This window comes from Enterobacter sp. FW301-JW81, from assembly GCF_058788735.1.
Genome location: NZ_JBYTBA010000001.1, coordinates 698,501 through 721,563, shown reverse-complemented (window position 1 = coordinate 721,563; position 23,063 = coordinate 698,501). Strand labels below are relative to the sequence as shown.

31 protein-coding genes and 1 pseudogene are annotated in these 23,063 nt (G+C 51.9%); 2 read left to right on the top strand and 30 right to left on the bottom strand.

Going from position 1 to position 23,063, the window contains the following annotated elements; genetic code table 11:
- Positions 1 to 15: 15 nt before the first annotated feature.
- The 20 genes from AC3WOK_RS03495 to AC3WOK_RS03400 form a co-directional block, all read right to left on the bottom strand.
- On the bottom strand, positions 16 to 582 hold the full coding sequence (locus tag AC3WOK_RS03495; protein ID WP_492353948.1) for a hypothetical protein: 567 nt from the start codon (positions 580 to 582) through the stop codon (positions 16 to 18).
- 60 nt (positions 583 to 642) lie between these two features.
- On the bottom strand, positions 643 to 1,272 hold the full coding sequence (locus tag AC3WOK_RS03490; RefSeq protein WP_492353947.1) for a tail assembly protein: 630 nt from the start codon (positions 1,270 to 1,272) through the stop codon (positions 643 to 645).
- 32 nt (positions 1,273 to 1,304) lie between these two features.
- Positions 1,305 to 2,015, bottom strand: coding sequence for a C40 family peptidase (locus AC3WOK_RS03485; RefSeq protein WP_492353946.1), 711 nt, complete (start codon positions 2,013 to 2,015; stop codon positions 1,305 to 1,307).
- A 1-nt stretch (position 2,016) separates the two neighbouring features.
- Positions 2,017 to 2,772, bottom strand: coding sequence for a phage minor tail protein L (locus tag AC3WOK_RS03480; protein ID WP_492353945.1), 756 nt, complete (start codon positions 2,770 to 2,772; stop codon positions 2,017 to 2,019).
- On the bottom strand, positions 2,769 to 3,116 hold the full coding sequence (locus AC3WOK_RS03475; protein WP_492353944.1) for a phage tail protein: 348 nt from the start codon (positions 3,114 to 3,116) through the stop codon (positions 2,769 to 2,771). The genes AC3WOK_RS03480 and AC3WOK_RS03475 overlap by 4 nt, the downstream gene beginning before the upstream one ends.
- A 69-nt stretch (positions 3,117 to 3,185) precedes the next feature.
- Positions 3,186 to 6,098: a phage tail tape measure protein gene (locus AC3WOK_RS03470; RefSeq protein ID WP_492353943.1), complete on the bottom strand. Its 2,913-nt coding sequence runs from the start codon at positions 6,096 to 6,098 to the stop codon at positions 3,186 to 3,188.
- A complete protein-coding gene (locus AC3WOK_RS03465; protein ID WP_492354230.1) occupies positions 6,095 to 6,358 on the bottom strand; it encodes a DUF1799 domain-containing protein in 264 nt (87 codons plus the stop codon). The genes AC3WOK_RS03470 and AC3WOK_RS03465 overlap by 4 nt, the downstream gene beginning before the upstream one ends.
- 47 nt (positions 6,359 to 6,405) lie before the next feature.
- Positions 6,406 to 6,717 (bottom strand): phage tail assembly chaperone, encoded by a 312-nt coding sequence (locus AC3WOK_RS03460; RefSeq protein WP_038419624.1) that lies wholly within the window; start codon positions 6,715 to 6,717, stop codon positions 6,406 to 6,408.
- Between the two features lie 39 nt (positions 6,718 to 6,756).
- Positions 6,757 to 7,692 (bottom strand): phage tail tube protein, encoded by a 936-nt coding sequence (locus tag AC3WOK_RS03455; RefSeq protein ID WP_492353942.1) that lies wholly within the window; start codon positions 7,690 to 7,692, stop codon positions 6,757 to 6,759.
- Between the two features lie 69 nt (positions 7,693 to 7,761).
- Positions 7,762 to 8,172 carry a DUF4128 domain-containing protein gene (locus AC3WOK_RS03450; RefSeq protein ID WP_492353941.1) on the bottom strand — a complete coding sequence of 137 codons (411 nt, stop codon included), beginning with the start codon at positions 8,170 to 8,172 and terminating at the stop codon, positions 7,762 to 7,764.
- A complete protein-coding gene (locus tag AC3WOK_RS03445; RefSeq protein ID WP_042713350.1) occupies positions 8,169 to 8,753 on the bottom strand; it encodes a hypothetical protein in 585 nt (194 codons plus the stop codon). Before AC3WOK_RS03445 ends, AC3WOK_RS03450 begins: the two co-directional genes overlap by 4 nt.
- Position 8,754: 1 nt before the next feature.
- On the bottom strand, positions 8,755 to 9,105 hold the full coding sequence (locus AC3WOK_RS03440) for a hypothetical protein (RefSeq protein ID WP_063428992.1): 351 nt from the start codon (positions 9,103 to 9,105) through the stop codon (positions 8,755 to 8,757).
- Between the two features lies 1 nt (position 9,106).
- Positions 9,107 to 9,589 (bottom strand): DnaT-like ssDNA-binding protein, encoded by a 483-nt coding sequence (locus AC3WOK_RS03435; RefSeq protein WP_462784403.1) that lies wholly within the window; start codon positions 9,587 to 9,589, stop codon positions 9,107 to 9,109.
- A gap of 36 nt (positions 9,590 to 9,625) precedes the next feature.
- Positions 9,626 to 9,904, bottom strand: coding sequence for an Ig-like domain-containing protein (locus tag AC3WOK_RS03430; protein ID WP_265350067.1), 279 nt, complete (start codon positions 9,902 to 9,904; stop codon positions 9,626 to 9,628).
- Positions 9,905 to 9,906: 2 nt separating this feature from the next.
- Positions 9,907 to 10,860, bottom strand: coding sequence for a major capsid protein (locus AC3WOK_RS03425; protein ID WP_492353940.1), 954 nt, complete (start codon positions 10,858 to 10,860; stop codon positions 9,907 to 9,909).
- Positions 10,861 to 10,871: 11 nt separating this feature from the next.
- Complete coding sequence (locus AC3WOK_RS03420; RefSeq protein WP_492353939.1) at positions 10,872 to 11,642, bottom strand: hypothetical protein; 771 nt, start codon at positions 11,640 to 11,642, stop codon at positions 10,872 to 10,874.
- Positions 11,643 to 11,722: 80 nt separating this feature from the next.
- Positions 11,723 to 12,820 (bottom strand): structural protein, encoded by a 1,098-nt coding sequence (locus AC3WOK_RS03415; RefSeq protein ID WP_492353938.1) that lies wholly within the window; start codon positions 12,818 to 12,820, stop codon positions 11,723 to 11,725.
- A gap of 1 nt (position 12,821) precedes the next feature.
- Positions 12,822 to 14,210 carry a DUF4055 domain-containing protein gene (locus tag AC3WOK_RS03410; protein WP_492353937.1) on the bottom strand — a complete coding sequence of 463 codons (1,389 nt, stop codon included), beginning with the start codon at positions 14,208 to 14,210 and terminating at the stop codon, positions 12,822 to 12,824.
- A 1-nt stretch (position 14,211) separates the two neighbouring features.
- Positions 14,212 to 15,519 carry a terminase large subunit domain-containing protein gene (locus AC3WOK_RS03405; protein ID WP_492353936.1) on the bottom strand — a complete coding sequence of 436 codons (1,308 nt, stop codon included), beginning with the start codon at positions 15,517 to 15,519 and terminating at the stop codon, positions 14,212 to 14,214.
- Positions 15,497 to 16,495 (bottom strand): terminase small subunit, encoded by a 999-nt coding sequence (locus tag AC3WOK_RS03400; protein WP_492353935.1) that lies wholly within the window; start codon positions 16,493 to 16,495, stop codon positions 15,497 to 15,499. The genes AC3WOK_RS03405 and AC3WOK_RS03400 overlap by 23 nt, the downstream gene beginning before the upstream one ends.
- A 98-nt stretch (positions 16,496 to 16,593) precedes the next feature.
- Here AC3WOK_RS03400 and AC3WOK_RS03395 point away from each other — a divergent pair, with 98 nt between their 5' ends.
- Positions 16,594 to 16,824 (top strand): hypothetical protein, encoded by a 231-nt coding sequence (locus tag AC3WOK_RS03395; protein WP_492353934.1) that lies wholly within the window; start codon positions 16,594 to 16,596, stop codon positions 16,822 to 16,824.
- Positions 16,825 to 16,898: 74 nt separating this feature from the next.
- On the opposite strand, the gene AC3WOK_RS03390 is transcribed toward AC3WOK_RS03395, so the two are convergent.
- The 10 genes and pseudogenes from AC3WOK_RS03390 to AC3WOK_RS03345 form a co-directional block, all read right to left on the bottom strand.
- Positions 16,899 to 17,459, bottom strand: a complete 561-nt coding sequence (locus tag AC3WOK_RS03390) for a hypothetical protein (protein WP_492353933.1) — start codon at positions 17,457 to 17,459, stop codon at positions 16,899 to 16,901.
- Between the two features lie 478 nt (positions 17,460 to 17,937).
- On the bottom strand, positions 17,938 to 18,399 hold the full coding sequence (locus AC3WOK_RS03385; protein ID WP_492353932.1) for a lysis protein: 462 nt from the start codon (positions 18,397 to 18,399) through the stop codon (positions 17,938 to 17,940).
- Positions 18,396 to 18,890, bottom strand: coding sequence for a lysozyme (locus tag AC3WOK_RS03380; RefSeq protein WP_492353931.1), 495 nt, complete (start codon positions 18,888 to 18,890; stop codon positions 18,396 to 18,398). Before AC3WOK_RS03380 ends, AC3WOK_RS03385 begins: the two co-directional genes overlap by 4 nt.
- Complete coding sequence (locus AC3WOK_RS03375; protein ID WP_014884012.1) at positions 18,868 to 19,092, bottom strand: class II holin family protein; 225 nt, start codon at positions 19,090 to 19,092, stop codon at positions 18,868 to 18,870. Before AC3WOK_RS03375 ends, AC3WOK_RS03380 begins: the two co-directional genes overlap by 23 nt.
- 716 nt (positions 19,093 to 19,808) lie before the next feature.
- Positions 19,809 to 20,642, bottom strand: a complete 834-nt coding sequence (locus AC3WOK_RS03370; protein WP_492353930.1) for an antitermination protein — start codon at positions 20,640 to 20,642, stop codon at positions 19,809 to 19,811.
- Positions 20,639 to 21,001, bottom strand: a complete 363-nt coding sequence (gene rusA, locus AC3WOK_RS03365; protein WP_492353929.1) for a crossover junction endodeoxyribonuclease RusA — start codon at positions 20,999 to 21,001, stop codon at positions 20,639 to 20,641. Before rusA ends, AC3WOK_RS03370 begins: the two co-directional genes overlap by 4 nt.
- Before the next feature lie 2 nt (positions 21,002 to 21,003).
- Entirely contained in the window at positions 21,004 to 21,204 is a 201-nt protein-coding gene (locus AC3WOK_RS03360) for a hypothetical protein (protein WP_262746644.1), read from the bottom strand.
- Positions 21,205 to 21,208: 4 nt separating this feature from the next.
- Positions 21,209 to 21,811: a DUF1367 family protein gene (locus tag AC3WOK_RS03355; RefSeq protein WP_492353928.1), complete on the bottom strand. Its 603-nt coding sequence runs from the start codon at positions 21,809 to 21,811 to the stop codon at positions 21,209 to 21,211.
- A 39-nt stretch (positions 21,812 to 21,850) separates the two neighbouring features.
- Positions 21,851 to 22,093: a hypothetical protein gene (locus tag AC3WOK_RS03350; RefSeq protein WP_492353927.1), complete on the bottom strand. Its 243-nt coding sequence runs from the start codon at positions 22,091 to 22,093 to the stop codon at positions 21,851 to 21,853.
- A 106-nt stretch (positions 22,094 to 22,199) separates the two neighbouring features.
- Positions 22,200 to 22,428 (bottom strand): annotated as a pseudogene (locus AC3WOK_RS03345) (DinI-like family protein).
- A gap of 349 nt (positions 22,429 to 22,777) precedes the next feature.
- Here AC3WOK_RS03345 and AC3WOK_RS03340 point away from each other — a divergent pair.
- A complete protein-coding gene (locus AC3WOK_RS03340; RefSeq protein ID WP_217498534.1) occupies positions 22,778 to 22,942 on the top strand; it encodes a YnfU family zinc-binding protein in 165 nt (54 codons plus the stop codon).
- Positions 22,943 to 23,063 lie beyond the last annotated feature (121 nt).

Below are 23,063 nucleotides of genomic sequence, written 5' to 3'. Positions count from 1 at the left end.
ATGTTGAATTAAATATTATTTGATTAGCAAACCGAAATAGTAGTGTTCATCGAAAATACGGAGAAAGCGAATTGCACAATTACGAACGTACTCTAATTGTTTCGAGCGAGGAATGTCACCGTGTCGCTGATAGTTCAGGTAATAATATCCAACCTCATACTCATAATTATTGATAAAATCATCATGCAATGCGCTCCAGTACGTCATTACTCTATTTAAAAGGCCATTTGGCAAGTCATACCACTTAACAAAAGTTCTCGTTAATTCACTCCAGACCTCATCCTCAAGTTCCGAATAGGCGAGCTTTTTGAATGTTAATCGTATTGACAATATTAACGCTACTCGTTCAGTTGGCATCACTTCTCCAATTTCATCAACGTAGCCATCAAAATAGCGAAACACCTCATCTTTTGAGATTTCCTTATCTAATCCCAAAGATGCCAAAATCAAAAGATTTGAAGACTCAATGCCGGCAGAAATCTGGTTTTCAGCCCAATTTGTGAACGCCCTTCTGTCCAAACCAGGCTCGTTTAATTTTCTTATTCCAAGCAAATCTTGAAAGTCTATTGCATAACCATCCATAAGCATTTCCAGTCATATAATGCGTTCTTTCAAGAAGATACACTTAGCTTGGTACTATGGCTACTGTTGATCCTCAACATAAATGCCAGCAGAAATGATCGCACCACCGATGCGGCGCTTACCGTAAAGAAGCGGTACCGGATTCCCCTGGGCTGTCGTGTTTGTTACTCCACCAAAGGCGTAGCTGGCTTGGTTATCCGCAGATTGCTTACTGGCGAGCCCGGTTGTCTGTGGAGAAAGCATCTGGACTACGCCGCTGATCGCCATTGATGCCCCAATCCCCGCCACAGCGCCCCATCCACCAGCGAATGCGGTACCACCAATCCCGATCGCGGCCCCTCCCGTGACGAACGCAGCAACAGCGACAAGGGCAACCCCGAGGATTGTCTGAAACACCCCGGCTCGCTTACTGCCGATGATCACCGGCGCGATGCGGATTTCCTCTGTGCTCCTGTCCATACTGAGCTCATCGTTTAAGAGGTTTCGTTTCCCGCTGAATACCGCATATGTTAAACCTCGTTGCTTACTGGTATTCAGGAAACGCTCAAAACCCGGCACGATAACGCTCAGGGCGCGGATGGCCTCTTTAGGTGAAGCTACTGATAAACGATATTCACGCCCGAAGGTGGCGCCCAGCACGCCGTACAATCGAATTGTGCGGACCGGTTCAACATTGAGTAATGCAGCCATTTTTCCCCCATAAAAACTGCCACAGGCGGTTATCAGAAACAGTCTTTAAAGCGCAGTATTTTCATTGTGCGCTCACGCCAGTAACCGCCATAAGGTACGCGCTGGCTCAGATGCCCATAAAGGTGATGCAGTAGCATGTTGCCTTCCAGCAGAATCCCAGCATGATTCCACTTATCAGCCTGAACCTGCATGATCACCATATCGCCAGGTTTTGGCGGCCCGTCGAATTCACGGAATCCGCACTCATACCAGCAATCCTGATAGAAATTGTCCGGGTAGTCATTTTCCCACCAGGGATAATCGACCCGGTAATCGTGAAGCTCTATCCCGTGCGTTTGCCGGTAATAGCTCATCACCAGCCCCCAGCAGTCGAAGTGACCAAGCACAAACGGGCGCTCCAGCAGCGGCAGTTCTCCACGCGGCTGGATGGTCCGTAAATCTCCCTCCGGCCAGCTCACGATATGCCAGGGTAAAAAGGTTGCATCGCATTGCGCTTTATCCAGCTCGCTCGGTTGCGTCGTGGCATCCGGGTGACTGTGAGCGATGGCGATCACCTTCCCCCAGTCTTCTGCAGCTGCATAGTCTTCGGGGCAAAGTACAAAATTGTCCTCCGGCGCCGCGGCAAGATTCCGGCACGGGAAATAACGTTCAACACGGCTTTTCTGCGCCACCACGCCGCAACACTCGCGAGGATACTCAGCTGCAGCATGAGCCATAATCGCATCGATGGTTTTCTGACGCATATCAGCTCCTGATCAAAGACGTGCCAGGGAACCCACCGAACGGCAGTTCGTTGCCGTCTCCATGCCGGAGCTTACAGGCCGTAAGCGTGCCGTTGCATTCGTCCAGAGAGGGGTCGCTCACCGGGTTGTTGTTTTTATCGAAATAGCGGGTTCCGGCATAGTCGCAGCCATCGCCGGTGCGATATTTATTCCGGATACACCAGGTACACAGAGAATGAAGTTGACGTGTAGGGATCATCTTTCCCTGTAACGACATCGGGCTATCGAGCACGAATTCGATACTTTCGCCCGGAATTTCGCTGCCTTTGCTATCAATGTAAAAAACTCGTTTTCTGACCTGTTGCGGATCTGCTGTTGCGTTACCTTCAGGGAAGTTCTTCGCATCGAGATAGTGCGAATAGGTGTCATGGATAGTGACTTTCGCCTGTAGCATATCGTCATAGGCAAGGCACAGTGCTGTAATCTTGCTTTCGATATCTGCAACCGTCAGAGTTGGCTGGGCGCTGTTGCCTTCTGTGGATGCTTCAAGCCCTTCAATTAGATACGGCCAGGCGGCATATTCTTCCCCCTGCCACCAGATGCTTTTCGCCTCCAGCTTTGATTCATCACCACCAGCGGCGGCGATTTCTTCTTCCGTGTGCGGGAGGTTGTAGGCGTGAAATCGCAGTACATCATCCACGCCGAACGTTGAGCCATCAACTTCGATAAGCCGGACTTTATTGCCGGGCTCAAGGCTTTGATAGTCTGCTGTGATCATGGTGCGTACGCCTGTTTGAATGTTGCGGAAATGGTCAGAACGTTGCTGGATAAGGGCTGTGACTTGATTGATTCAGCCTCAATCCGGTAGAGCCCTGTTTCGCCAACTGGCGATGTCCAGATGAATGATTTGGTGACGTGAGAACGAAAGAACTTCAGGGCCTGAAGCATGTCCGCTTTTTTCCCGGTCAGTGTGACAGGCCATGACTGCTTTTCAGGGTTAATGCCGTCCCCGGCGATCTGCTCATAGCCGTCGCCAAAGGTTGCAGAGCGCGTTTTAAGGCTGAACGCCCCTTCAATTCCCGCCTGTATTTGCGTTCGCCAATTAAATGTTTCGATTGCCATGTTTTCTCCGGGCACAAAAAACCCGCCAATTGGCGGGTTATATTTGCTGTTACAATAGCTTGAGGCAGGTTATCGTGACTTTGTTGCATTCCAGATTAAACCACCGGGCTGAAGCTGTTTAGCAATCCCGGCACGAACAGACTGATCGATGGTCTGCTTATAAGCCCGAGTAATAGCGTCGTTACTACTAGTAGTCTGCTGCTGAGAGTTCTGGTTTTGAACTACTACGGAAGTTTGAACAGTTACGCCACCAGCTGCATTCGATTGCAGCCCATACATCGGTGCGTTTCCGACATAGCCGCCGTTTGCATACCCTTGAGCGCCCCGCATAAGCGCATAAAGGTTACCGACACCCAGCGCACTGGTCGCTTCCTTCGTAAACACAAATTCGCCACCGTGAACTACGCCTTTCGGTTGGTACTTACCACCATCACCGGTGTAGCCACCGCTATCGAATTCCGGCACCAGACCGCCACCAGAGAAACCAAAGAAGGCACCGATACCCGTTCCACCAAAGGCTGACTTCATTCCATTAACCAGAGCCAGTTGCGTCAACATCTGGGCGATGCCCTTCAGGAAGGTAGACAGGAAATCTGAGAAGTTAGATTTACCAGTAGTAAAAAAGTCGGTGAGCGTGCTGGCCATCCCGGCGAACGCATTGCTGGTAATCGTCTGCACCTGCGAGTAAACATTGGTCGCGCTGTCCTCAAATTCAGCCCAGCCCTTTTTCGCGCCGGTGAGCCAATCGCCACGCAACCTGTCCTCTGCATCATAGTAATCATTCGCCGCTTTAAGCTGCTTCTGATAGCCCTCGTCGTCAAGCGAACCTCCAGCATTCTTCCAGCCAGCGGCAAGCTGACTTTTCGCGAGTTCACGTTGTGCCTGACGGTCACTCATCCCGGCACCGTTCACTAATGCAGCCTGCCTCTCTGCCATCTGAGTGACGTATTTCTGCGAGGTATCCATTCGCTTGTTCAGCTGTTCCTGTGCGGTAATCTGATCACCTAACAGGGCTTTCTGCCGTGCCAACTGAAGCACCTGGTCTTTACTCGCCAGCAGGGATTTCTCCTGCTTTGTCAGTGAACGTGAACGCGAGGCCTCCTCCAGCACCTGAAATTTCGCTTCAGTCGTCCACAGATCTTTGCGCTGCTGGCTGATAGTGTCGTTCAGCCCTTTATGCTGCTGCTGCGCGCGTAACTGTGCCTGAAGCGCCAGTAATTCGGCCTGGGCAGCATCCGTGCTGCGATCGCCAGCCGATAAAGTGCCCTGCTTTCCGGTTTTGGTCTTTTTGCCAAAAGCAGCGACTCCTTCCCGATCCTTCTGGGTGGTTGCGGTACTTATCTTTCTGGTCGTATCGAGGTATTTACCCGCACTGATATCAGCCGCATCCCAGTCTTTTTTCAGCTGAGAGACGCTGTCACCATATGCGCCGGCCATTTGTTCGTTGTAGTCCTGCCATCCCTGCAAAGTATCTGTTTTCGCCCAGTCGGGAACGAGATTAATCGCGGCAGCGATAGAGGAAGAAATAATCTGGTTCAGCTTCTGGAAAACGATCGCAACGCTATAATAAATTGCGTTGAATTCCTTCAGTGTGTTTGATGCCAGTTCAGCTACCCACTGACCGATACTCTGCATGGCCTCAGACGCCCAGCCCTTGATATCCAGCCACAGGCGACCAAACGGCGTCAGCGAGTCGTAAGCCTGCTCCCCACGTTTTGCCATCGTATCGCCAAACAGGTCCATAGCCTGTGTAACGGCCGCGGTCTGGTCCTTTTGCTTTATCAGATCGTCAACATGCTTAAGTTGTGAAACGGTCAGGAAATTATATTGTTCGTTGAGACTCTGCAGCGCTTTAACAGGGTCTTTTTCAATGTCCTTATAGGCTTTGGCGATGTCCTGCGCCGAGACTATACCGGTCTGAACCGCCAGCGCCGTGGAGCCCGCTGCTTTTTCAAGTTGCTGCTGTGTCAGCGATCCCATGCCAACCAGCTCAGTCATCAAGCTCTGAACGGTACCTACAGTAGCGCCAGTAGAGGCAGCAATAGACTGGGAGGAAGCCATGATCTGGAGCGCTGACGTGCCGGCAATGTTGCCAGTCCTGATAATGGCCTTGTTGATTTCGTCGTAGGCGGTGAAGTAGTCCGATCCCGCTTTGGCCGCAATCATTACAGCACCGGCCAGGCCGCCAATTGCCACTCGGGCAGGGGTCACCATCGACAACATCGCTTTCAGCGCATTGCCTACACCGCCAAACGAGTCACGTAGCTGACCGCCCTGCTGAATAGCAACCATATAAACCGGCATACCGGAAGCCAGTGAGGTCACAATGTCGGTAATTTGCATCGGGAGATAACGCATAGCATTGCGGTATTGCCCCGCGCTGATAGCCCCAGACTTCCACGCTTCCTCCTGCTCTTTCAGCTTTGCGATCATTGGTGCAGCACGATCGGATACGCCGAGTTGGGCAGCTTTTAGCTCTAACAGCTCTGCGCGCGTTTTTCCGATTGCTGTGACCTGCTCCTCCAGCGAATCGATGAAAGTTTTGCCCGCCGCAGCTGCACGCTGCGCTGCCTGAGCCTGCTCAATGCGGGCCCGACCCTCTGCGGTTTCAGACTCCATTACCTGTGCCAGTTTTGCCCGCGTCGTCTCAAGTACGCTGTTGTAACGAGTAAAATCCTCGCCTCCCACCAGCCCTTTACCGCGAAATTTCGCCAGGCTCTCCTGGATAATGTCCAGTTCATCCAGCGCCTTGTTTACCGGGCTGATTTTATTCAGCAGGTTCTGCAGTTCCTGACGCTGCTGCTTCAGGCTTTCGCTGTTTTTCTTCTGGTTATCGATACCGGTGCGGAACGTGCTGTTCAGGTCATCCGCTTTACCTGCCGCGGCGGATGCGGTCTCCTGAAAGCGATCCAGTGCCTGGTTACCGCGCTCCAGCTCACTGGTATTTACGCGAAGGGAAATCGTGGCGATGTCGTTACTCATTCCGCCCTCTCTTTATGCATAACTTTTAGTGCGGCACTCTCCATGATTCGGATGTCCGAAAGCGCGGTTGCCTCGTCCTCGATGTGGTGCAGGCGCATCACCCAGGGCAGCACGTTATAATCAAGCCCTGATGCGCCTCCCATACCCGTGCGCCACTGCGTACTGACAGCCTGAAACACCAGGAATGAAGGCCATACATCTGGCCAGACGTCGATGTACTGATCGTCGTAGTCATCCGGCGAAAGCCCATAGGGCGCCAGGTCTGCCGCTGTGGGTTCAGGCGTATAGAATGCAGAGGCAACCGCTATCAGTTTTTTTCGCGCTGCCCCATCAGTTCGCGATAGTAGGTTTCAGGGATAGCCTTCATTGCAGCCGGATAGTTTTCCAGCAGCACCGACAGATTTTCCGCGTTGAATGTATCGGGGAGCGCCCAGCCAGAAATAATTTCCATCAGAAAATCAGTGGCGGTTTTGCCTTCCAGTTTTTCCAGATCAGCCAGCTCTTTGAGTGGCTTATGATTAAACGTGAAGGTCAGCACGCCATCCTCATCGCCGGCGCGCGGGATCGAGACGTTGGCCTTAAAAGTTGGTTTGGGCTGGAGGGTGAATTTGGTAGCCATATTTTTCCCGTACAGTTGTGGCCCCGAGTGGGGCCGGGATTAATTTGCAGCAGTAACGGTGACAGAACAGGTCGCGGTTTTCGCGCCATCGGCGGTCGTACCTGTGACAGTGGCATTGCCTTCCGCAACACCACTGACCTTGCCAGAGGCATCAACCGTTGCGATCGACTCATCTGAAGATGTCCAGATCACCGTTTTATTGGTGGCGTTAGATGGTTCGACAGTAGCGATCAGCGTGGCGGTTGCCCCTTGTTTAATGCTCAGGGTTGTCCGATCCAGGCTGACGCCGGTAACCGCTACTGTCTCAGCTTTTCCCGAGTCGACCTTGTAGAAGGTCATTGCAGGCGATTGCAGGTTCAGCACGACGCTTACCGTTTCGACTTCGTTCACCGCCGTGGCCGGCGTGTCGTCAAAAGATGCCGTGGCCGCCCAGTAACGGTTCTCCTTCGCCTTCGGCACGTACATGTACGCCGCTACAGTCTCTTCGTCTTCGTCCAGCTGGCGCAGCAGCGGATAAACCGGGAGAGTTGAGTCGTGAGCAATCGAGTAAGTCTGAGAGACAGCGGATTTATAGGTATTCAGGTTGCGCTGGCGATCATCGCTGAGGAACTGAATCTGCGTGGTGTTCTGATCACCACCAGATTTCGATACCTCAGTGATTTGTGGCAGCTCGGTCCATTCTTCAATTTTGCGAATAGAGCCGGAACCGCCGCCCGCCGCGTATTTGTTTGTGTTTGTGGTATTGATGTTGCGAAGAGTGACAGCATTCTCCGCAATCGCGTCGATTTTCGCGATAACGTTATCAATACCCGACCAGTTGCAGTTCACGTGAACGATATCGCCGACCGCGATATCGTCTGCGGCGCTAACGGTGATCACCGCGTGCTCAGCATTCGTCGCGCCGGTGAACGTAATGGCCGGGCCGTAGCCCGATGCCAGATAGACATGAGCGCCGTTAGGCAATGCAAAGCCCATAATGGTTACTCCTTTAGAAACGGGAAAACCGGCTCAAGGCCGGTCAGTTGTGGGACATCACAGAGGGAATCAGTTGGTAATGTCTGCCCGATAATTCAGGCTGACAGGAACGGAGTAGGACACAGGTGTAGGGACGCCGCGGAATATGCCAGGCGCGCTGCTAATCCAGCAGGTAAAATCTTTGCCTGCAATTTCCAGTCCCTCGGGGAACAATTCCGCTACTCTGCCAGCCAGGGCAACGACGGAGGTACGGCCGGAGCCGGCTGGCGCCACGACATTAATCTGGTACACGCCTGAATAAGTCCGGCAGCGCAATGCGAGATCGATTGTTCGCGGCGTAACGGGCATATCGTGAACGGCCAGGTACATCTCGTTAGTAGGAGGTGTAAACGGCACGTTCTCCCATGCAACCGAAATGCCCTCAGCATCGGCCCAGGTACCCAGTCTGGCAGCCAGTGCAGATGCAATATCTGGAATCACTTAGTCACCTCCCTGACAGCTTCCTCAAAGAAGCGTTGAAACTCAGCTGCAGTTATGCGGACCATGCCGCCCGGAGCCTGTGTGGAATGCCCCATTTCAAGCGGGTAGGCATAGGGCACGTTGTTGCAGAAATATATGGCCTTCATCCCGACTTTGAAGAGCGACAGCGTGTAGTTCCCGGCCGCTTTTGTCAGATCACCTGTCTTATCAACCCGGCCTGTCTCGTCAGTCGTTGGGGCATCAAAGGACACCTGCCAGTTACCGCGAAAGCGTCCGCCCGTATACCCCGGCGGTGCTTTGATGTCCATCCCATCCACCACCCGGGCTTTTTTCTTCAGTCGCCCGGTTTTGGTCAGGTTGTCGGGATTGGCGCGCTGCGCTTCGTTATGGTCGTAAACAGCGCGATTATAGGAAACGGCTGTCTGGTTAACTTCCCACAACTCCGGGTTGCCCACTGGAGACATCACCACCAGCTGGTTAAGAATCTTGATTCCGACGGCGCGCACTACTGCTTCCTGATTCGTTTTCGCCTTGTTAACGAAAGCCGTGATTTCAGCCAGGAAAGCCGCGTTCTCGCCCATGCTAAGCCCTCAGTTGCGCTTTGTAGCAGAGCACCAGCACGGCAGGTTTTGCCGGGTTCGGTTTGACAACACGGTAGGCTGTGCCGTCAATATCAACCACATCACCGATTTTAATTTCCTGCTCTGCCGTAAAAACGATCTGCACGTCGCCGTTAACGATGACCGTTCCATCAATTTCACCTGGCGCGTATTCGGTCTTCACGCCCACAGCAGTAAAATGGACCGCTTCAGTTTTATGCTCAACGCCGCCGATAACAGTTACCGAGCCTTTACGGGTGACGTTGTACGTCGCGCCGTTCTGCCTGAGCATGCGGGTCGTTCTGGCCTGCATACGTTGGTAATCAATCGCCATATTAGGCCCTCTCTGCAAATGCATTAATGGCGTAACCACGACCACCAGCGAGGTCGCCCAGCAGCGCCATCACGGCAGGATAGGACGGCGTGAAGACTTCACCATCTGCGACCGCATAGGTCATGGTTACAGCACCTTCCACACGTTCAGTTTTCACAGCGGCTTCGCGCACGCTGGAGAGTAAATCGCCGTCGATTGCCTCTACAGCCAGCATGCACTGCGCGGTTACAACCTGCCGTGGCACCTGGTCGGGCGGGAAATCGTGTCCATCCAGAATGACGTTCGCACGTGGCCAGGCCAGCGGCTGTCGAGGGTCGGCTTTTGAGCCAACCCAGTCCAGCCCCTCCAGGTAATCCATTGCCTTAATCAGCAAAGGTGTGAGCTTGTCAGGCAGTTCAATGCCGCGTATTTCCGCAAATGAGGCAAGATCTTCTTCACTGGCGTAGCTGTTGGCATCAGGAGAGGTGATATCGGTATTGATCATCGAATCATCCTGTTTATGGGGCTTTCGCCCCATTCGTTATTCTCCGGCAGGCGCAGTGAAAGTGATCTCATCAGTGGTTTTCGCCACTCCTTCAACCGTGCCGGTTACCGTGAAGGTGCCAGCAACGTCTGATGTGAGTTTCACCGTTGCACCACCAGCAGAGCCGGTTTGCGAACTGGAAGTGCTAAGCGTGCCACCTGTGGACGTCCACGCGACGGTTTTACCGGATACACCGGAGCCATTCAGCGTGTACTTCAGAGAAACAGTTACCGCGTCTGTGCTGTCAGCAGTTGCGGAGGTTTTATCCGCTGACAGCGTTACTCCCCCACAGCGGATTCCAGTTTAATCAGCACGCCTGCCGTAGATTTGTTGCTGGTGAAGTGTTTCTTCCAGTTGCCCGCAGTGCCGATGGCGGTCAGGTCAGGGTTATCACCTTTGGAGGTATCCCAGCTGTAACCCAGCAGGTCGACATTCACCACGCCTTCAGCGCGGTATCCGATAGCCAAGTTTTCCTGGTCGTTGATGTCGTAGGAACGGAAGCCCGGCGCCTGAGATTCGGTGACAGTAACCGCACCAGCTACCAGCCCAAGGATCGCATCAGCGTCCATGGTGTCGGTCACCAGCACAGGTTTACCCAGCGTGCCTGGCTGCCCGCCGTAAACCACCACGCCCGCTTCTTCGTAGATTTTGTTGGCAATCGCCTCATCAACAATGTCGAAGTAGGTGGCAGAGTGCATCACGAAGAGCACCACACGGTTGAACTTGTCGCCGTACTTACGCAGGCCGCGTGTCAGGGTCTTTTTACCGTCGGTCTCAATATCAGCGGTTACGACCATGTCGGCGTTAGCACCAATCGCCGCAGTCAGCGCCTTCAGGCCGTACTTCACGTAGCCTTCAAGTGTCGCGTCAGCCACATCAGTGCCGATCACTTCGGAGAACTCATCAACGGAGCGGCCACGGCGTTTAAAGGCCTCTTCCGTGGTTTCATACGGGCCGTATTTCCACGGTGCTTTAACGGATACCGCTTCACCGGCGCCAATCTTCTTACCCGTCACCTTTTCGGTGGAGTTAACGTCACGCGATTCGATTGAGCCGCCCACTTTGTAGAAGGCTCGCTTGCGGAAATCGCCTTCAATCAGCTCGTTATCCAGCAGGATCGCACCGTTGGAGGACGCGTTGAAAATTGCCAGGTTGTCCTGGCGACGCTCGAGGAAAGCGGTCTGCGCCAGATCGTCATAAATGATCAGGTCACTATTAACAGTGGTAGACATGGGTTAATCCCTTATTTTGGAAGTTTGAGGAAGGCCTGCTGGCCATGCTTGCGGATATAGTCCGCTTTGTCGCTGGCGCTCATTTCGGAACGTTTCAGGCTGCCACCGCCGTTTGGTTTGTGTCCGCCCGCGCCGGTGCCTTCTGCGCGTGGGAACAGATGCGGAGCCGTCTCCTTAAGAGACTCCGCCCACTCGAGCGGGCTTAATGGAGTTTTGCCGTCTTTACCGAACAGAACGTCGCCATTTGCATCAACTGCTACGGCCTCGCCTTCGTCGTTGAGCTGGAATGTGCCTTTGGCACGCAGAATCAGATCGTCAGATGCTTCCGGCAGCGCGCCAGCTTTGGACGCTGCTGCACGGATTGCATCCCCCAGAACTCGATCCCGGAATTTGTTGGAGAACGCTTCGGCTTTGTCCGCGCGTTCATTTGCGGCTTTAATCTGCTTATCAACGTCAGCACGCAGACGCTCGGTGCGCTTATCGAGCACCTCATCGATTTTTCCGGCGGCAATCAGCTTTGCCTCTTCGTCGTCGGAAAAACGCTGGAGAATGCCGCGTACAGCGTCTGGATCGATACCTTCAAAGCGGGACAGGTTTTCTTTCTGCTGCTTTATGGTGCCCAGCAGCTCAGAGTTTTTCGATTTCAGGCCAGTGACTTCGCTGGTCACACGCTCATCAATAAACTTCTGGATTTCTGGGGTGATTTCGATACCACCGCCACCGCTGCCCTCTCCGCCGCTTTCTGGTGCATAGAATTTCAGAAGCATGTTTCGAATTAACATATTTTCCCCTCGGGATTTTGCCGGGCCTCGCCCATAAAAAAGCCCCGGCGGATGCCAGGGCGTGGAGTAAGATGTGATTGTTAGTTGTCTGTGCCTGAGAGCTGCTTCAGACGTTCCAGGGATATCCATTCGCCTTTGTCAGTGAACATATCAGCCAGGACTATTTCACCCGCGCGGAACAGACGGCCACGCTCGGCACCCAGAACCTGATCTTGCCGTTGAGCCGGCTGACGCTCGAGCCATTCCAGATACGAGGTTTTCGCCGGTACCTGGCCATCCATGCTGGCACGAGTACCTTCGTCCATTTCGTCGATATCGATGCCGAGTTCTCGCCATGACTTGAGGATCAGGGTTTCAGTAGAACGGCAGCAGAAATGAATCTTCCCGGGTCCCTGCAGGTAAGGCACCTTATGCCCGACCGGTTTGTTATCCAGGGTGTAGTGCAGCAGATCTCGAATAATGCAGTCGTGGCTGGTTTTATTGTCCAGCGTGGACAGCCACTGCTTACCTTTCACGATATCGCGGTTGGCACCGGTGAAGCTGTTGCGTGCTGTGGCAGCCAGATGATTCACGGCTGTTTTAGCGACGCTGGCGGCATTTGCCCTGCTCATCTGCAGCGCGCCGTCGCGATAGTCTTTATTGGCGTGGCCACGAACACCGCGCGCGATTGTTTCTACCGTGTCGCCGGCAAGATACCCCCTGCGGACGGCGTTCACGATCCGCGCCAGCCTGTCCGATTCCAGTTTATCCGCCCACTCACTCAGCAGCCGCCCCTGAAAGGGCTGCGCCATCGCCGCGGCATACACCATATCGGCGGTGATGCCCTGCAGCGGAAAGTGAGACAAGACCTGTGATGGAAGAAGGGAATCGAACAGGCTCAGCTGATAACTGGCTTCGTTCTTTGCCAGTGCCATCAGTTCACTCTCGAGCCCTGCCTGCATGGTGGCTATGGCCTGATGGTTAAGATCGCGCACGCTGCCCAGTAAACTCTGCAGACGGCTAACGGTGAAGCTCTCAGGAGGCAATCTGTCCAGCGCATCCAGTAGACGTGCCGACAGGTCAGCATCCGTCTCGTTAAGCAACTTCACCATCCGGTTTGCCACGCCGGTGGCGTAGCGGCTTAACCAAACGGAATGTGCGATCGACTCTTCACGCAGGCTTTCGTTAATGGTGGGCATATCAGCCTCCCGTCAACGTGGGTGCCTGATTGCGAAGCGCATCAATAACCTCGTCCGGACTGTCGGCCGGGTCAATGAGATCAAGCTTCTGCAGTGCGCGAATCATATCGCTATCGCGCAGCGCACCGGACTGCCAGGCATTGACGATTGCCGTCACCATGCCCGACTCAGCAACCTTCGCGATGAATTCCTGATTGATGGTGTAACTCGTCGTTTCGCCCTTGATGCCGAGGTATTTCGCACACCAGCCAAGCGCCAGCGTATAGGCCTCAGAAACGTTTGAAACACAGATACCGAGCACTGATGTTGATGATGTTTGCTCACCGCTCGCCTGGGTTGCCGTCTTCGCCGTGGCGTTCTGCTCAATCAGTCGGGCGCCAAGCTGCACCATGTAATCGCGTTTGCTATCCATGGCCTCTTTAGCCAGCATGTTCGGCTGCGCCTGGGCATAACCAAACGAGCCTTCTTTGGGAAGTAAAAGCGGTGATCGGGAACCAATTTTCACGCCCTTCTTTTCGAGGTGATCGCGCCAGTTGGTATCAAGCCCGGTCATGTACGGCTGCACCTGGCCACAGAACCACACGCTGTCCTCATAGTCAGCACTGTTACGGTAATGACCGTGGTTTATCTCCACCAGCGCAGCCAGCGGTGAATCATCAATGGTAGGATCGTTGTTCTGGGCCCCGACGAATGTGAACGGGATTTCGTCCCAGTAGTCCTTTCCTTTAGGCTTAGGGTGGTATTCACTGTCAACGGTGTAGGTTCCGCTTGCAGTGCCACCAGCCCGGCGCCATACCCGGCAGATGAACCGGCCTTCTTCCAGCGCCAGTTCGCGGTACTGGATTTCATCCTTATAAGCGTAACCATCCGGCTCTTCTACGCATTCACGCAGTACCACCAGCACCAGCTGATCGCGCCCGTTAATTCGCTTTGTTCGCCAGTTGATAATGTTCTCTGCCGGATAGCGGAGGATGATCGCCTCATCGGAGGCTTCTGCGTAATCGACATAAAGCCCCTCTCGCGCAACTTCCAGCACGTTCTCGGCCACCAGTTGCGACTGCTGATAAATACTGGTGCCGGCACCGTCAGCATTGTCCAACAGGTAATTGAGCTTTTCATGGCCGTTAAACGTGGGGTCCTTGCGATACGCCATCCCAAGCATGCCGATTTTCGTATTACCGGCAATGGCATAGAACACCGCGCGGCTCAGATAGTCCTCATTGCGCTTGCGATTGCGAGTGGATTTATCAGTTGGGTCGAGATAAGGCAGGTACTTATTACCCGCCGCTTTTACAGCCTCAGCTCCTTTGCAGAAGTCCCTGTATTTCCGCCAGGCAGCAGAAGCCGCCCGGTGTTCTGGTCGAACCCAGGTGATGTCGTCGTTTGCCATATCAGAAAGTGGTGTCCATGGTGATTGAGTATGCCGGTTTCACGATCGGGTAATCCTTCACGATGAAGTACCCACCAGCATCATTGGGGTGATCGTTATCAGCTGATTTGTCCGGTTCGCCATTGGCCGCCCATATTTGCTGCTCGAGGCTCTCGGTGTAAACCGGGCAGTTCTGAACGTTCACCAGATAGCGGCGTTCGCCGTTGGCGTTGCAGAACATGGCGTTCATCGAGTTGATACGGTCCTTAACCGGTGGGTTGGCATCATCAACGATAACGCTAAATCCTGCATCATTAAGCTGGGCAATATCGGTCTTGCTGGCGTTCTGGGACTTGCGGGAGTCGCCAGAAGCATCCGGATAGATGTAAATCTCCCGGCTTTTAACGTATCGGCCATCCTCGTAGCGCCAGAACTCTTCCTGGATACGCTTAATCATCGCTGGCGTGTCGTAGACCTTCACCAGCTCACGGACCGCGCGCGGCAGGCCATTACGCTTAACGTGAACAATCGCGGCCATTTTTCCAACGTTGAAGTCCATACCGATAAACAGCGGATCCCCGTCCTGAATCTCGTCAGAACAGTTATTCAGCTTGCGGTTAAAGGTGTGGTAAATGGTCCCGCTGTTAAGGTTGGTGAACTTCCCTCGCAGGTATGCCTGAATCAGTTCGTCAGGGTAAGAACTCAGCAGCGACGGGATGTAATCAGGCGGTAGATTCTTCGCATTGTCGAACGTGCTGGCCTGAATCAGTCCATACAGGGCCGCGAGCTCCGGCTTTTCACGAACCGCCTTCACGAACTGCTGATAGACAAACTTGAAGCCCTCCGGCGTAGTCGTTACATCGATGCCGTTACGTAGCCCATCAACCTTGTAACGCATACGGGCGATTATTTTTCGCCACGCCTGCTGCGCTTTGGCCGCAGCCATGACGTCCAGCTCATCCACCATCGCGTTACCGATTTTGAAGCCGACTATAGAGCCGGGCTTCTCCATCGAGCGGCAGATTGTGGTCCCGCGGTACCGTCGCCCCTCGTAGAAGTGGACCTCTTTGTTACCCTCGTTGATTTTGACGCCCAAGCCCCAGTCAAAGGCCACTTCTTCAATCGTCGGGTAGAAGATGTCACGAATCTGAGGATATGTTGGCGCGAAGTAACCCTGGTTAATCTTCGGGTGTTCCCACATCCCCTTACAGATGCCGCCACAACCCACCCACGTCTTACCGGAACCGAACCCAGCAACGTAGGCTTTGAATTTGTGCTGCATCGCGAGGAAGCGCGCCTGAGGAATGTTAAGTGTCGGGCTGATCCCCATCGTCTGCCCTCGCATCCACTACGTTGATATTGATCTGCACTGGGGTTGGTTCATCGTCCTCACCATCACCGGCCAACTCTTTACGAAGCTTTTCTACCTCCAGCTGCCGGCGCTCGATTTCAATCTGCTGCAGGCGCTGCGCGAATTCGCTATCGGCCAGGCCAAGGCGTTTCATCACAGCTTCGAACATTTTTTCGCGGCTGATGGAATTGATTTCGACGCCGTTCTTGCCGACCTTCACGCCGGAGTATGCGAGCCGTGAGACTGGAGGGAGTTTGCGGGTGTCCGGGAAGTAAGGCTGCCCAATGCCGTCACCATTGCAGCGTGGGCATTCGGGGTTTGGTTCTCGATTGTGGTCGTAACCGTAACCACCAACATCGACGGGCTCGCGCTTATCGCGTTCTGTAGCTTCCAGCCGCTTCTCTTCGAACTCCACCATATCTCGCCACTGGTATTGATGGCCAAAGCCCCAGCAATAACGACAAGCACCGCGGCGATACTGCGAAAGCTGGTTTGCATCGAAGGTGGCGAGCTGCCACATCTGCGCGAGAACCTCATCGGCACTGCCAAGCGTGCGCGCAATAGAGGCTTTTTGCTGATGCGCAATAGCCTGCGCAACTGAAGTTTTCTGAAGGAGTTGATAGCCGATTTGTTCAGCTGATTTTTTACTATAGCCAGCCCGGATAACTGCCTGTGTAGCATTGCCATCCTTCAGGTATTCTGCGACAAAGCGTCGTTGCTGTGCCGTTAACCCATCATCATCCACTAACTCTTCTGCGCTTTTATATTCCTGCGCAGTGCGCATTTTTTTCTGCGCAGAATGTTGCGCAGTTTGTGTAGAAGGTTTTTTGATGTATCGGCGAGCAGTAGAATAGTTCAGTCCCTGCGCCTCACACCATTCCTTCGGTGATACGCCGGTTGAGGCATGTTCGGACAGGAACCGTTGCTGAAGTTCGCCCCAGTCCGGTTTTGCCATAAAGAAAATCCTAAAGTTTTTTAAACACGTGCCGTAAATAAATCATTAAGCACTATCTTTTAAACAATTTTATATAGCTTTCAAAATAAGGAAATAGCATGGAATTCAGCATGAAAGATGGCTACATGGTTGATTACAAACATGTAGGTGGCCAAGCACACACTGGCGTTATCTACGGACACGATATCCCAAATGGCAGTCAAGCAGCAGTTGGGACAACAGTTGATGAAGTCATTGATTCACTAAAAAATATGGTTTACCCAGCACAAATTCCCGACAACGTTTGGGATGATTTGAAAGAAATGATCAAAGAGTATGGTTTCAAATAAATCAGCTATAAAACTGCAAATAGCCATCACCGTAAAAAGTCGTGGTGATGGCAAAACCAAACCGCCCTAAACGGTTATAAATGCTGCTGCGTCTTTTTTGCTAAATTTTCCTTAAACGCGAGACTTCCCTGCCTTATTATTTCCATGTGCTTTAATGAAGATATATTGTACTCACTTGGGTTTAAATTATTGGACACACATCGGGCATAGTTAGTCATTATTTCTGAATTGATATTGGTCATCTCTCGAAAAGCCGGAGCAAGTTCAGGATAATAAAGAGTGAGCAAAGCGTGAATACGTGGCTGGATAGATTTATCAACGTGAGTATTCCATTCGTCGTTAACCTGCTCTGCGGTCTTCGTCCCGGTTGTTCTACAAACCGTTAAAAGGTAGAGCTGATAAATCGACTCATGCCATCTATCGAATAAAGTAAATAATTCCTCTGCTTTATTTATATAAAACTCGCGTTTGGTTTTCCATCTTTCAAGCTCATTCTGACTATCTCTCGCTTCTTTTGCAGTTCGAGCATTCGCTTTGCTAACAAAAAAGTTAATCAATCCCGTAATACCAACACCTATCAATGCAGAACTAGCAGAGATAATAGAAGTAGCATTCTCGCTGAGCCAACTCGCCATAGTCATCCTCCATAAGGGTTGATTCAATCTACCATTTTATGGCGAATAAATTTAGAAATATCACCTATCATTTATGGCAGAATGACGTTACTTCTGGCGGCTTGAGTGTCCGGATATGTTATACACGGGGATATCTTAGCTAGTCTGGAGTTCCATAGCGCCGAGCTCGTGATAAGCCAGCAAGATCGGATTTAACCTTTCAGGGACAATAATAACCAACCTTCTTCTTGAGTAAAATCCTATTAACTTCCGTTTACGCTTGTTGATTACTGACTAACTGCCAGGCTATCTAGGACTCTGATGTGGAGAATGCCAACTCCAGGGAAACATCGATAAAAAGAGCAAGTGAAACTGAGACTCCTCTAGCCCTCCCTGCGAGGGCATTTTTTGTGATAATCCAGCGCATCAAAATGGGCTTAAAATATTGACTACTTTATAGTCCAGAGGAGAGGCTTTGCATAACCTAAGGGATGAGGCTCTATTTCAGACATTGTTCACGGATGTAGTCCTGCAGATAACCGACCTGCTTCGTCACTGTGACGATTCGCTCTCTGAGTGTGAAATAATCCCGTTCAGCGGAGTCAGTAAGTCTGGGGCTGGAAGCATCGCCCACGCCGCTGGTGCTGGACGTTCCGTTCGCGGGACATCTGGCGTTGACGTGCAGCCCACACTTGCCAGTGCGAACACAACGCTGCAGATCTTCAAGCTGAGATTTCGCATCGGCTAATTCCTTCGTGTATTTGGAATCCAGCACAGCGACATCTCGCTGGCGGATCTGCATGTCTTTGATGGTGGCGTTCGCCAGGCTGAATTTCTCAGTGGCTTTATCGCGCTGGTCTTTGAATGTAATGGCGTTGCCGCGGTAATGGTTAATCTCCCATGTCATGGAAACCAGCACGCAGATAACGACAGCGCAGATGATGGCTGTTAATCGGCTCATTTCTGGCCCCACTCGCAAACTTCACGCTCAATCTCGCGCCGAGTGATAAGCCCCTTCCACTGTTTGCCACCGGCATACGTCCAGCGCTGCAGTTCTTTGCATGTACCCGGAACGTCGCCGGAATTTAATTTTTTCAGCAGCGTCGATCTGCTAAACGCTCCAGCTCCTACGTTGTAGGTGAAAGAGTAAAGTGCGGCACGAGTGGTTTCGGGAATATGGACTTTAATCAGCGGGTCGATAGCTGCAGCTACCTTGCGCAGGTCGGATTGAAGCAAAGCATCACATTCTTTATCGGTGTATCTGTGACCGCGGCGAATGTCAGCGCCGGTGTGGCCATCGCAAACAGTCCAGACACCAACGACGTCTTGATAAGCGTAATAGCGTCTTCCTTCAAGTCCATCCGCATTGCCCAGCATCACAGCTGCAATAGTGATTGCGCTGGCTCCGCCAACAACGGCGCCCACCAGCTTATTTCGGAGTGTCGGGTTCATCTCGGCTCCTGCTGCGGCGGTTGTCTTCGCGGATTTTGAAATAGAGATTCGTCAGATACGTCAGTACAGCGATGATGATGCCCACCAGCACGCCGATAGCGTTCCACTGCTCGGGACTATAGGCATTCAGCATGCCGTTTAGGATGCTACCGGCTGAAGCGCCGTAAGCAGCACCGGTGGTTAGTTTGTCCATGCGATACATACTCTCACCTCGCGTAGTTAGCGGGTGCTGTGTGTTTGAAAAGGGTCAGTCCGTCGGGACGATTTAACAAGAAGGCGTGTCGATGATGGTTCCTGGAGCCTGAAATTAAAAAGCCAGCGACAGGCTGGCAATGTGAGGGTAAGGCAATGAACAGGATATTATTTAGAACCAAGCGACCTAGAAGCTAGCTAAACAGATGGCATTTGTGTAAAACGATGACATCAATCAGCAGGTGTTCATCGTGAAATACATTCGGTTAATTTTAAGGCTCATAACAGTATCACTTTATGTGTTTCTGGTTGTTTTTGGCTCTGGATTTGTAGGTTCGAGTACAGCCAATGCAATTAATCTTGAAACACTTAACCTAAATTACTCATTAATCGCAAAGGACTCGGCGGTATACGCACTCTGCGCAACTGGTGCGACATTAGTTGTTCCACCTGTCCTATATTTAATCCAACATTATGTCTGGCCAGTGTTGAAGTTTATCGGCTTGAAGATTCGCTTCTTCTTCCATGGATACTAAAAGGCTCGCAGCTGGCGAAGCATCTCTTATTTTCCGTTACAGCGCTAGCTCTTCAATAATTCATAATTCGCCAGAAGCAAAAAGCCCCACGGGGTTAACCGCAGGGCTTTAAACGAAGGCAATAACCCATCGTTAGAGCAAAATTATCACAGATTCGGGAAAAGTAAATAGCTCACGATAAATTCACGCCCTATTTTGTTATCTGCTTCAGCTGCGCATCAGCCCACGCCTCTTCGATATCAAACTTGGTGATGAGCTGGTCGTAGAATGGCTTAACAGACTTCTTCCAGGTATCGAGGCTGATTACATCAGTTATCTGACATACCGCTGCATATGCCTCAGTTGATGGAATTCGTTCATACCCACGTCCGCCGCAGCGCTTGCAATCGGCCAGAACCGGAACGCCCTGCTGTTCAGTAAGAACCTGATTAATGGCTTTCCCGCGTCCATGACAATCTCTACAGGCGCAGCTGACAACCTTCTTCCCCTTACACTGCGGGCAGAGAACGCGCGCTACTTCCCTGACCTCTCTACGTACCTCATACTCAGAAGGTCGAATATTCTCGACACCCATATGCAAAGACATCTTCACGAACTTCTTCTCTCTTGCCGGAGTGTGAGACTTCATGCTGAAAATCTCAGCGTCAATAAACCCTTCCCCATTGCAGCCATCGCACTGCTTCACGCTGGCGGCGCTGCGGGAATAGTCCTCAAACGCGAAGGTGGCCAGCTGGTGCATCACTAATGGCTTTACCCTGGCATCCAGTTTGCGCAGGGCAGCCACCCGATCGCACTTGGTCAGCGCATACTGAGCCAGCAACTCAATCGCCCTCTCCCGGTCATTGTTGCTGATACCCATCTTCCCGAGAAAAGCGCTGTATCCCAGAGCTGCCCGTTCCTGCGTCATGCCCATAGCGGCCATGATATCCGTTCCGGTTAATGAGTTTGACGCCGTTGCACGCGGAGAATCGCTAATCATTGTCGATTTGGCGAAGTGATATTTGAGGGTGTTTTCAAGATTCATGCGGTCTCCAGCTCGGTAATGGTGAGTTCTAATTTCCCGCCCCTAATGACAGGCATTTTCACAACGCGATAATCGATTACCTGGCTGTCATCCAGCCAGAATCCCGCCTTGGTCAAAGCGTCAAATGCAGCTTTCTGCAGGTTATCCAGATCACGGCGCCGGCGGTCGGGCATGTGACAATCGATACGGATTTTGAGTGGTGCGGCCGTGCGGATATTAAGTCGAGCGTTTCGGATTACACTGGCAACCGCATAGCGGTACGCTACCCCATCAGCACTTATATGCGTTCTCCCGCGGTTGTGTCGATAATATCGGTTATTGCTCGGCGGCCAGGGCAAAGTGATTTGATATGTCTTCACATTCACCCCCACATCCGGTTTCGCCAGCGACTATCCGGGCGCGCTGGTGTGTTAGATGTCGGAAGGAATGCACTGACAGTCCAGGTAACGTAGTCCTGGTTTAGGCTGCGCTCAACTCGTACCCCGCGGGCCTTGTAACGCTTAACCAGTTCGTCGGCCTGTTCGGTGCTGCAATCAGTGTGGTGGAACCAGGTATATTTCATTCCCTCACCCCGCAAAACCAAGCAGCTGAGCGGCGACATTTTCGGCCTCATCACGGCTGCGGAATGAACGGGACAGGACCCATCGCCAGAGGACATCGAATGCGGCTTTATAGAGTTGCTGGAACTCGAGTTCGTCCATGTTGGCGAATGAGATGCTACGTGGATGCTTTTTGAGTGTTCCGTCAGGTAGCTGAATGGCATCAAAGTGCCCTGCCTCGACGATCACCCAGGAGCGGTAAGCGTCAAAGGATTTACACAGGCTAATGCCATTCGTGACGCGCCGGTAAGCAACCTGCTCAAGATACTGCTCAGCAGCATCGATCAGCGCTCCCTCATTCCCGCCATACGAAGCCAGGAACCTGGCGTAGCCAGTGATCAGCTTCCGCTCGTTACTCGAGATAGCCCCACCGGTTGGTTCCCAGTATTCAAAGCCGAGATTGAGAAGTGCGAAAAAGCGCCGGTGGAATGCCGGGTTACGTACACGCCTGAACTCGGCAACAAGAACATCGCCGAGCCGGGTTTTGGATTGCAGGATATCGCTGGTCTCGGGCGTAGCCGGGATCAGTATTCCTGAGTGGTGTTTTATAAGTTGTAATTCTAGCGCCATGGTTCTCTCCGTGGCGCATCAGGTATAGGGTGTTCAGGCCTATGAAAGAATAATATCAGACGGTGGAGTTACTCGGTACCCCAGTCGTTTTGCAAATTGCATGAACCCGTTAAAAGTGAAGATCTCTTCATCCTCAAGTAACGGTCGTAATGAAACTATTCCATTTACTCGATAAACCAGATATCTCCCTTCCGCCGGGAAGCTATAGATAACTGCTTTATCGGCCCTTCTGACCACGTCGTACCATTGATCATCTGCATTAAAGGCACCTGCGCTACACACTATTTCCCCCAGAGCGACTTATTGACGCGGTAAACAGTTATCGGGAACAGCCAGGGGAACGCAAACAGCGATACTCTTTGAAACTGCTCCAGTAAAATTCACGCGATTAATAAAACCACTTGTCAGCGCTTTCCCAGGTCTCCTGCAGTATGTGCTCGCTCGCTCTCTTCCTTGTCGCCTCCGAAAACAGTCAGTGCATCATTGCTGGCACGCTTAATCGTAAGCTGGCTAACATCGAACCGCTTACTGAGTCTTTTGGCCAGTTCTGACTCTAGCGCAGGTATAGCTCCATGAGGAAGTTTCTTCATGCGATCAATGGCTAACTCGATTATCATTTTTCCCTCCGCAATGAATTACTGTATGCATGTACAGTACATTTATAAACTTATCTTACGGATTTTGCAACGCTTTCAGAACATCAAATGTGAATCAACCGATTTTTCTTGTAGAAAAAATCAAGTGTTCAATCCAGGCGGCAACCTAGATAAAACTCATCTTGCGTTGCAAAATAACATAAGGATTTCAAAACGCTGGAATTCGTTCGCTTCTAAAACAGGCAGGAAAGCAATGTGTTAGAAAAGAGAAAAAACATCCCTTATGTTAAATAATTGGGTGATTTATAAATTGGTTTAATTTTAGCCAGATGTGATAGAGTGAAATACATTAATTGAGAGGCTAATAATCATGTCTGTTATCGATTATGCAATGAAACTGTTTGGACGTGTATTAACAACCACCGTCACCTGCCCTGTTTGCGGATTAAAATCCGCTCAGTCCTCCTCTAAACTGCGTCTAAAAAGCCCCATGCTTTGTCCGGGGTGTAAAGCACTTTTTATCTCTCCGCGCTAGCTTCACAGCCGATGTTCTACACTTAATATAATATCAGCAGTTGTCAAATCCCCGATGCCTTACGCCCATCCTGAGAGAACGTTTCTGAACTGATTTCGCATCTGCTCCTGCGCGTTAACGT

Coding starts and splice junctions, on each gene's coding strand:
- AC3WOK_RS03495 (WP_492353948.1), bottom strand. CDS start 582: ATGGATGGTTATGCAATAGACTTTCAAGATTTGCTTGGAATAAGAAAA.
- AC3WOK_RS03425 (WP_492353940.1), bottom strand. CDS start 10,860: ATGTCTACCACTGTTAATAGTGACCTGATCATTTATGACGATCTGGCG.
- AC3WOK_RS03475 (WP_492353944.1), bottom strand. CDS start 3,116: ATGGCAATCGAAACATTTAATTGGCGAACGCAAATACAGGCGGGAATT.
- AC3WOK_RS03455 (WP_492353942.1), bottom strand. CDS start 7,692: ATGGGCTTTGCATTGCCTAACGGCGCTCATGTCTATCTGGCATCGGGC.
- AC3WOK_RS03380 (WP_492353931.1), bottom strand. CDS start 18,890: ATGAACCCGACACTCCGAAATAAGCTGGTGGGCGCCGTTGTTGGCGGA.
- AC3WOK_RS03400 (WP_492353935.1), bottom strand. CDS start 16,495: ATGGCAAAACCGGACTGGGGCGAACTTCAGCAACGGTTCCTGTCCGAA.
- AC3WOK_RS03355 (WP_492353928.1), bottom strand. CDS start 21,811: ATGGCGCTAGAATTACAACTTATAAAACACCACTCAGGAATACTGATC.
- AC3WOK_RS03405 (WP_492353936.1), bottom strand. CDS start 15,519: ATGGGGATCAGCCCGACACTTAACATTCCTCAGGCGCGCTTCCTCGCG.
- AC3WOK_RS03420 (WP_492353939.1), bottom strand. CDS start 11,642: ATGTTAATTCGAAACATGCTTCTGAAATTCTATGCACCAGAAAGCGGC.
- AC3WOK_RS03480 (WP_492353945.1), bottom strand. CDS start 2,772: ATGATCACAGCAGACTATCAAAGCCTTGAGCCCGGCAATAAAGTCCGG.
- AC3WOK_RS03445 (WP_042713350.1), bottom strand. CDS start 8,753: ATGGGCGAGAACGCGGCTTTCCTGGCTGAAATCACGGCTTTCGTTAAC.
- AC3WOK_RS03360 (WP_262746644.1), bottom strand. CDS start 21,204: ATGAAATATACCTGGTTCCACCACACTGATTGCAGCACCGAACAGGCC.
- AC3WOK_RS03490 (WP_492353947.1), bottom strand. CDS start 1,272: ATGGCTGCATTACTCAATGTTGAACCGGTCCGCACAATTCGATTGTAC.
- AC3WOK_RS03470 (WP_492353943.1), bottom strand. CDS start 6,098: ATGAGTAACGACATCGCCACGATTTCCCTTCGCGTAAATACCAGTGAG.
- AC3WOK_RS03415 (WP_492353938.1), bottom strand. CDS start 12,820: ATGCCCACCATTAACGAAAGCCTGCGTGAAGAGTCGATCGCACATTCC.
- AC3WOK_RS03485 (WP_492353946.1), bottom strand. CDS start 2,015: ATGCGTCAGAAAACCATCGATGCGATTATGGCTCATGCTGCAGCTGAG.
- AC3WOK_RS03440 (WP_063428992.1), bottom strand. CDS start 9,105: ATGGCGATTGATTACCAACGTATGCAGGCCAGAACGACCCGCATGCTC.
- AC3WOK_RS03410 (WP_492353937.1), bottom strand. CDS start 14,210: ATGGCAAACGACGACATCACCTGGGTTCGACCAGAACACCGGGCGGCT.
- AC3WOK_RS03340 (WP_217498534.1), top strand. CDS start 22,778: ATGTCTGTTATCGATTATGCAATGAAACTGTTTGGACGTGTATTAACA.
- AC3WOK_RS03390 (WP_492353933.1), bottom strand. CDS start 17,459: ATGGCGAGTTGGCTCAGCGAGAATGCTACTTCTATTATCTCTGCTAGT.
- AC3WOK_RS03435 (WP_462784403.1), bottom strand. CDS start 9,589: ATGATCAATACCGATATCACCTCTCCTGATGCCAACAGCTACGCCAGT.
- AC3WOK_RS03460 (WP_038419624.1), bottom strand. CDS start 6,717: ATGGCTACCAAATTCACCCTCCAGCCCAAACCAACTTTTAAGGCCAAC.
- AC3WOK_RS03395 (WP_492353934.1), top strand. CDS start 16,594: ATGGAATTCAGCATGAAAGATGGCTACATGGTTGATTACAAACATGTA.
- AC3WOK_RS03375 (WP_014884012.1), bottom strand. CDS start 19,092: ATGTATCGCATGGACAAACTAACCACCGGTGCTGCTTACGGCGCTTCA.
- AC3WOK_RS03370 (WP_492353930.1), bottom strand. CDS start 20,642: ATGAATCTTGAAAACACCCTCAAATATCACTTCGCCAAATCGACAATG.
- AC3WOK_RS03385 (WP_492353932.1), bottom strand. CDS start 18,399: ATGAGCCGATTAACAGCCATCATCTGCGCTGTCGTTATCTGCGTGCTG.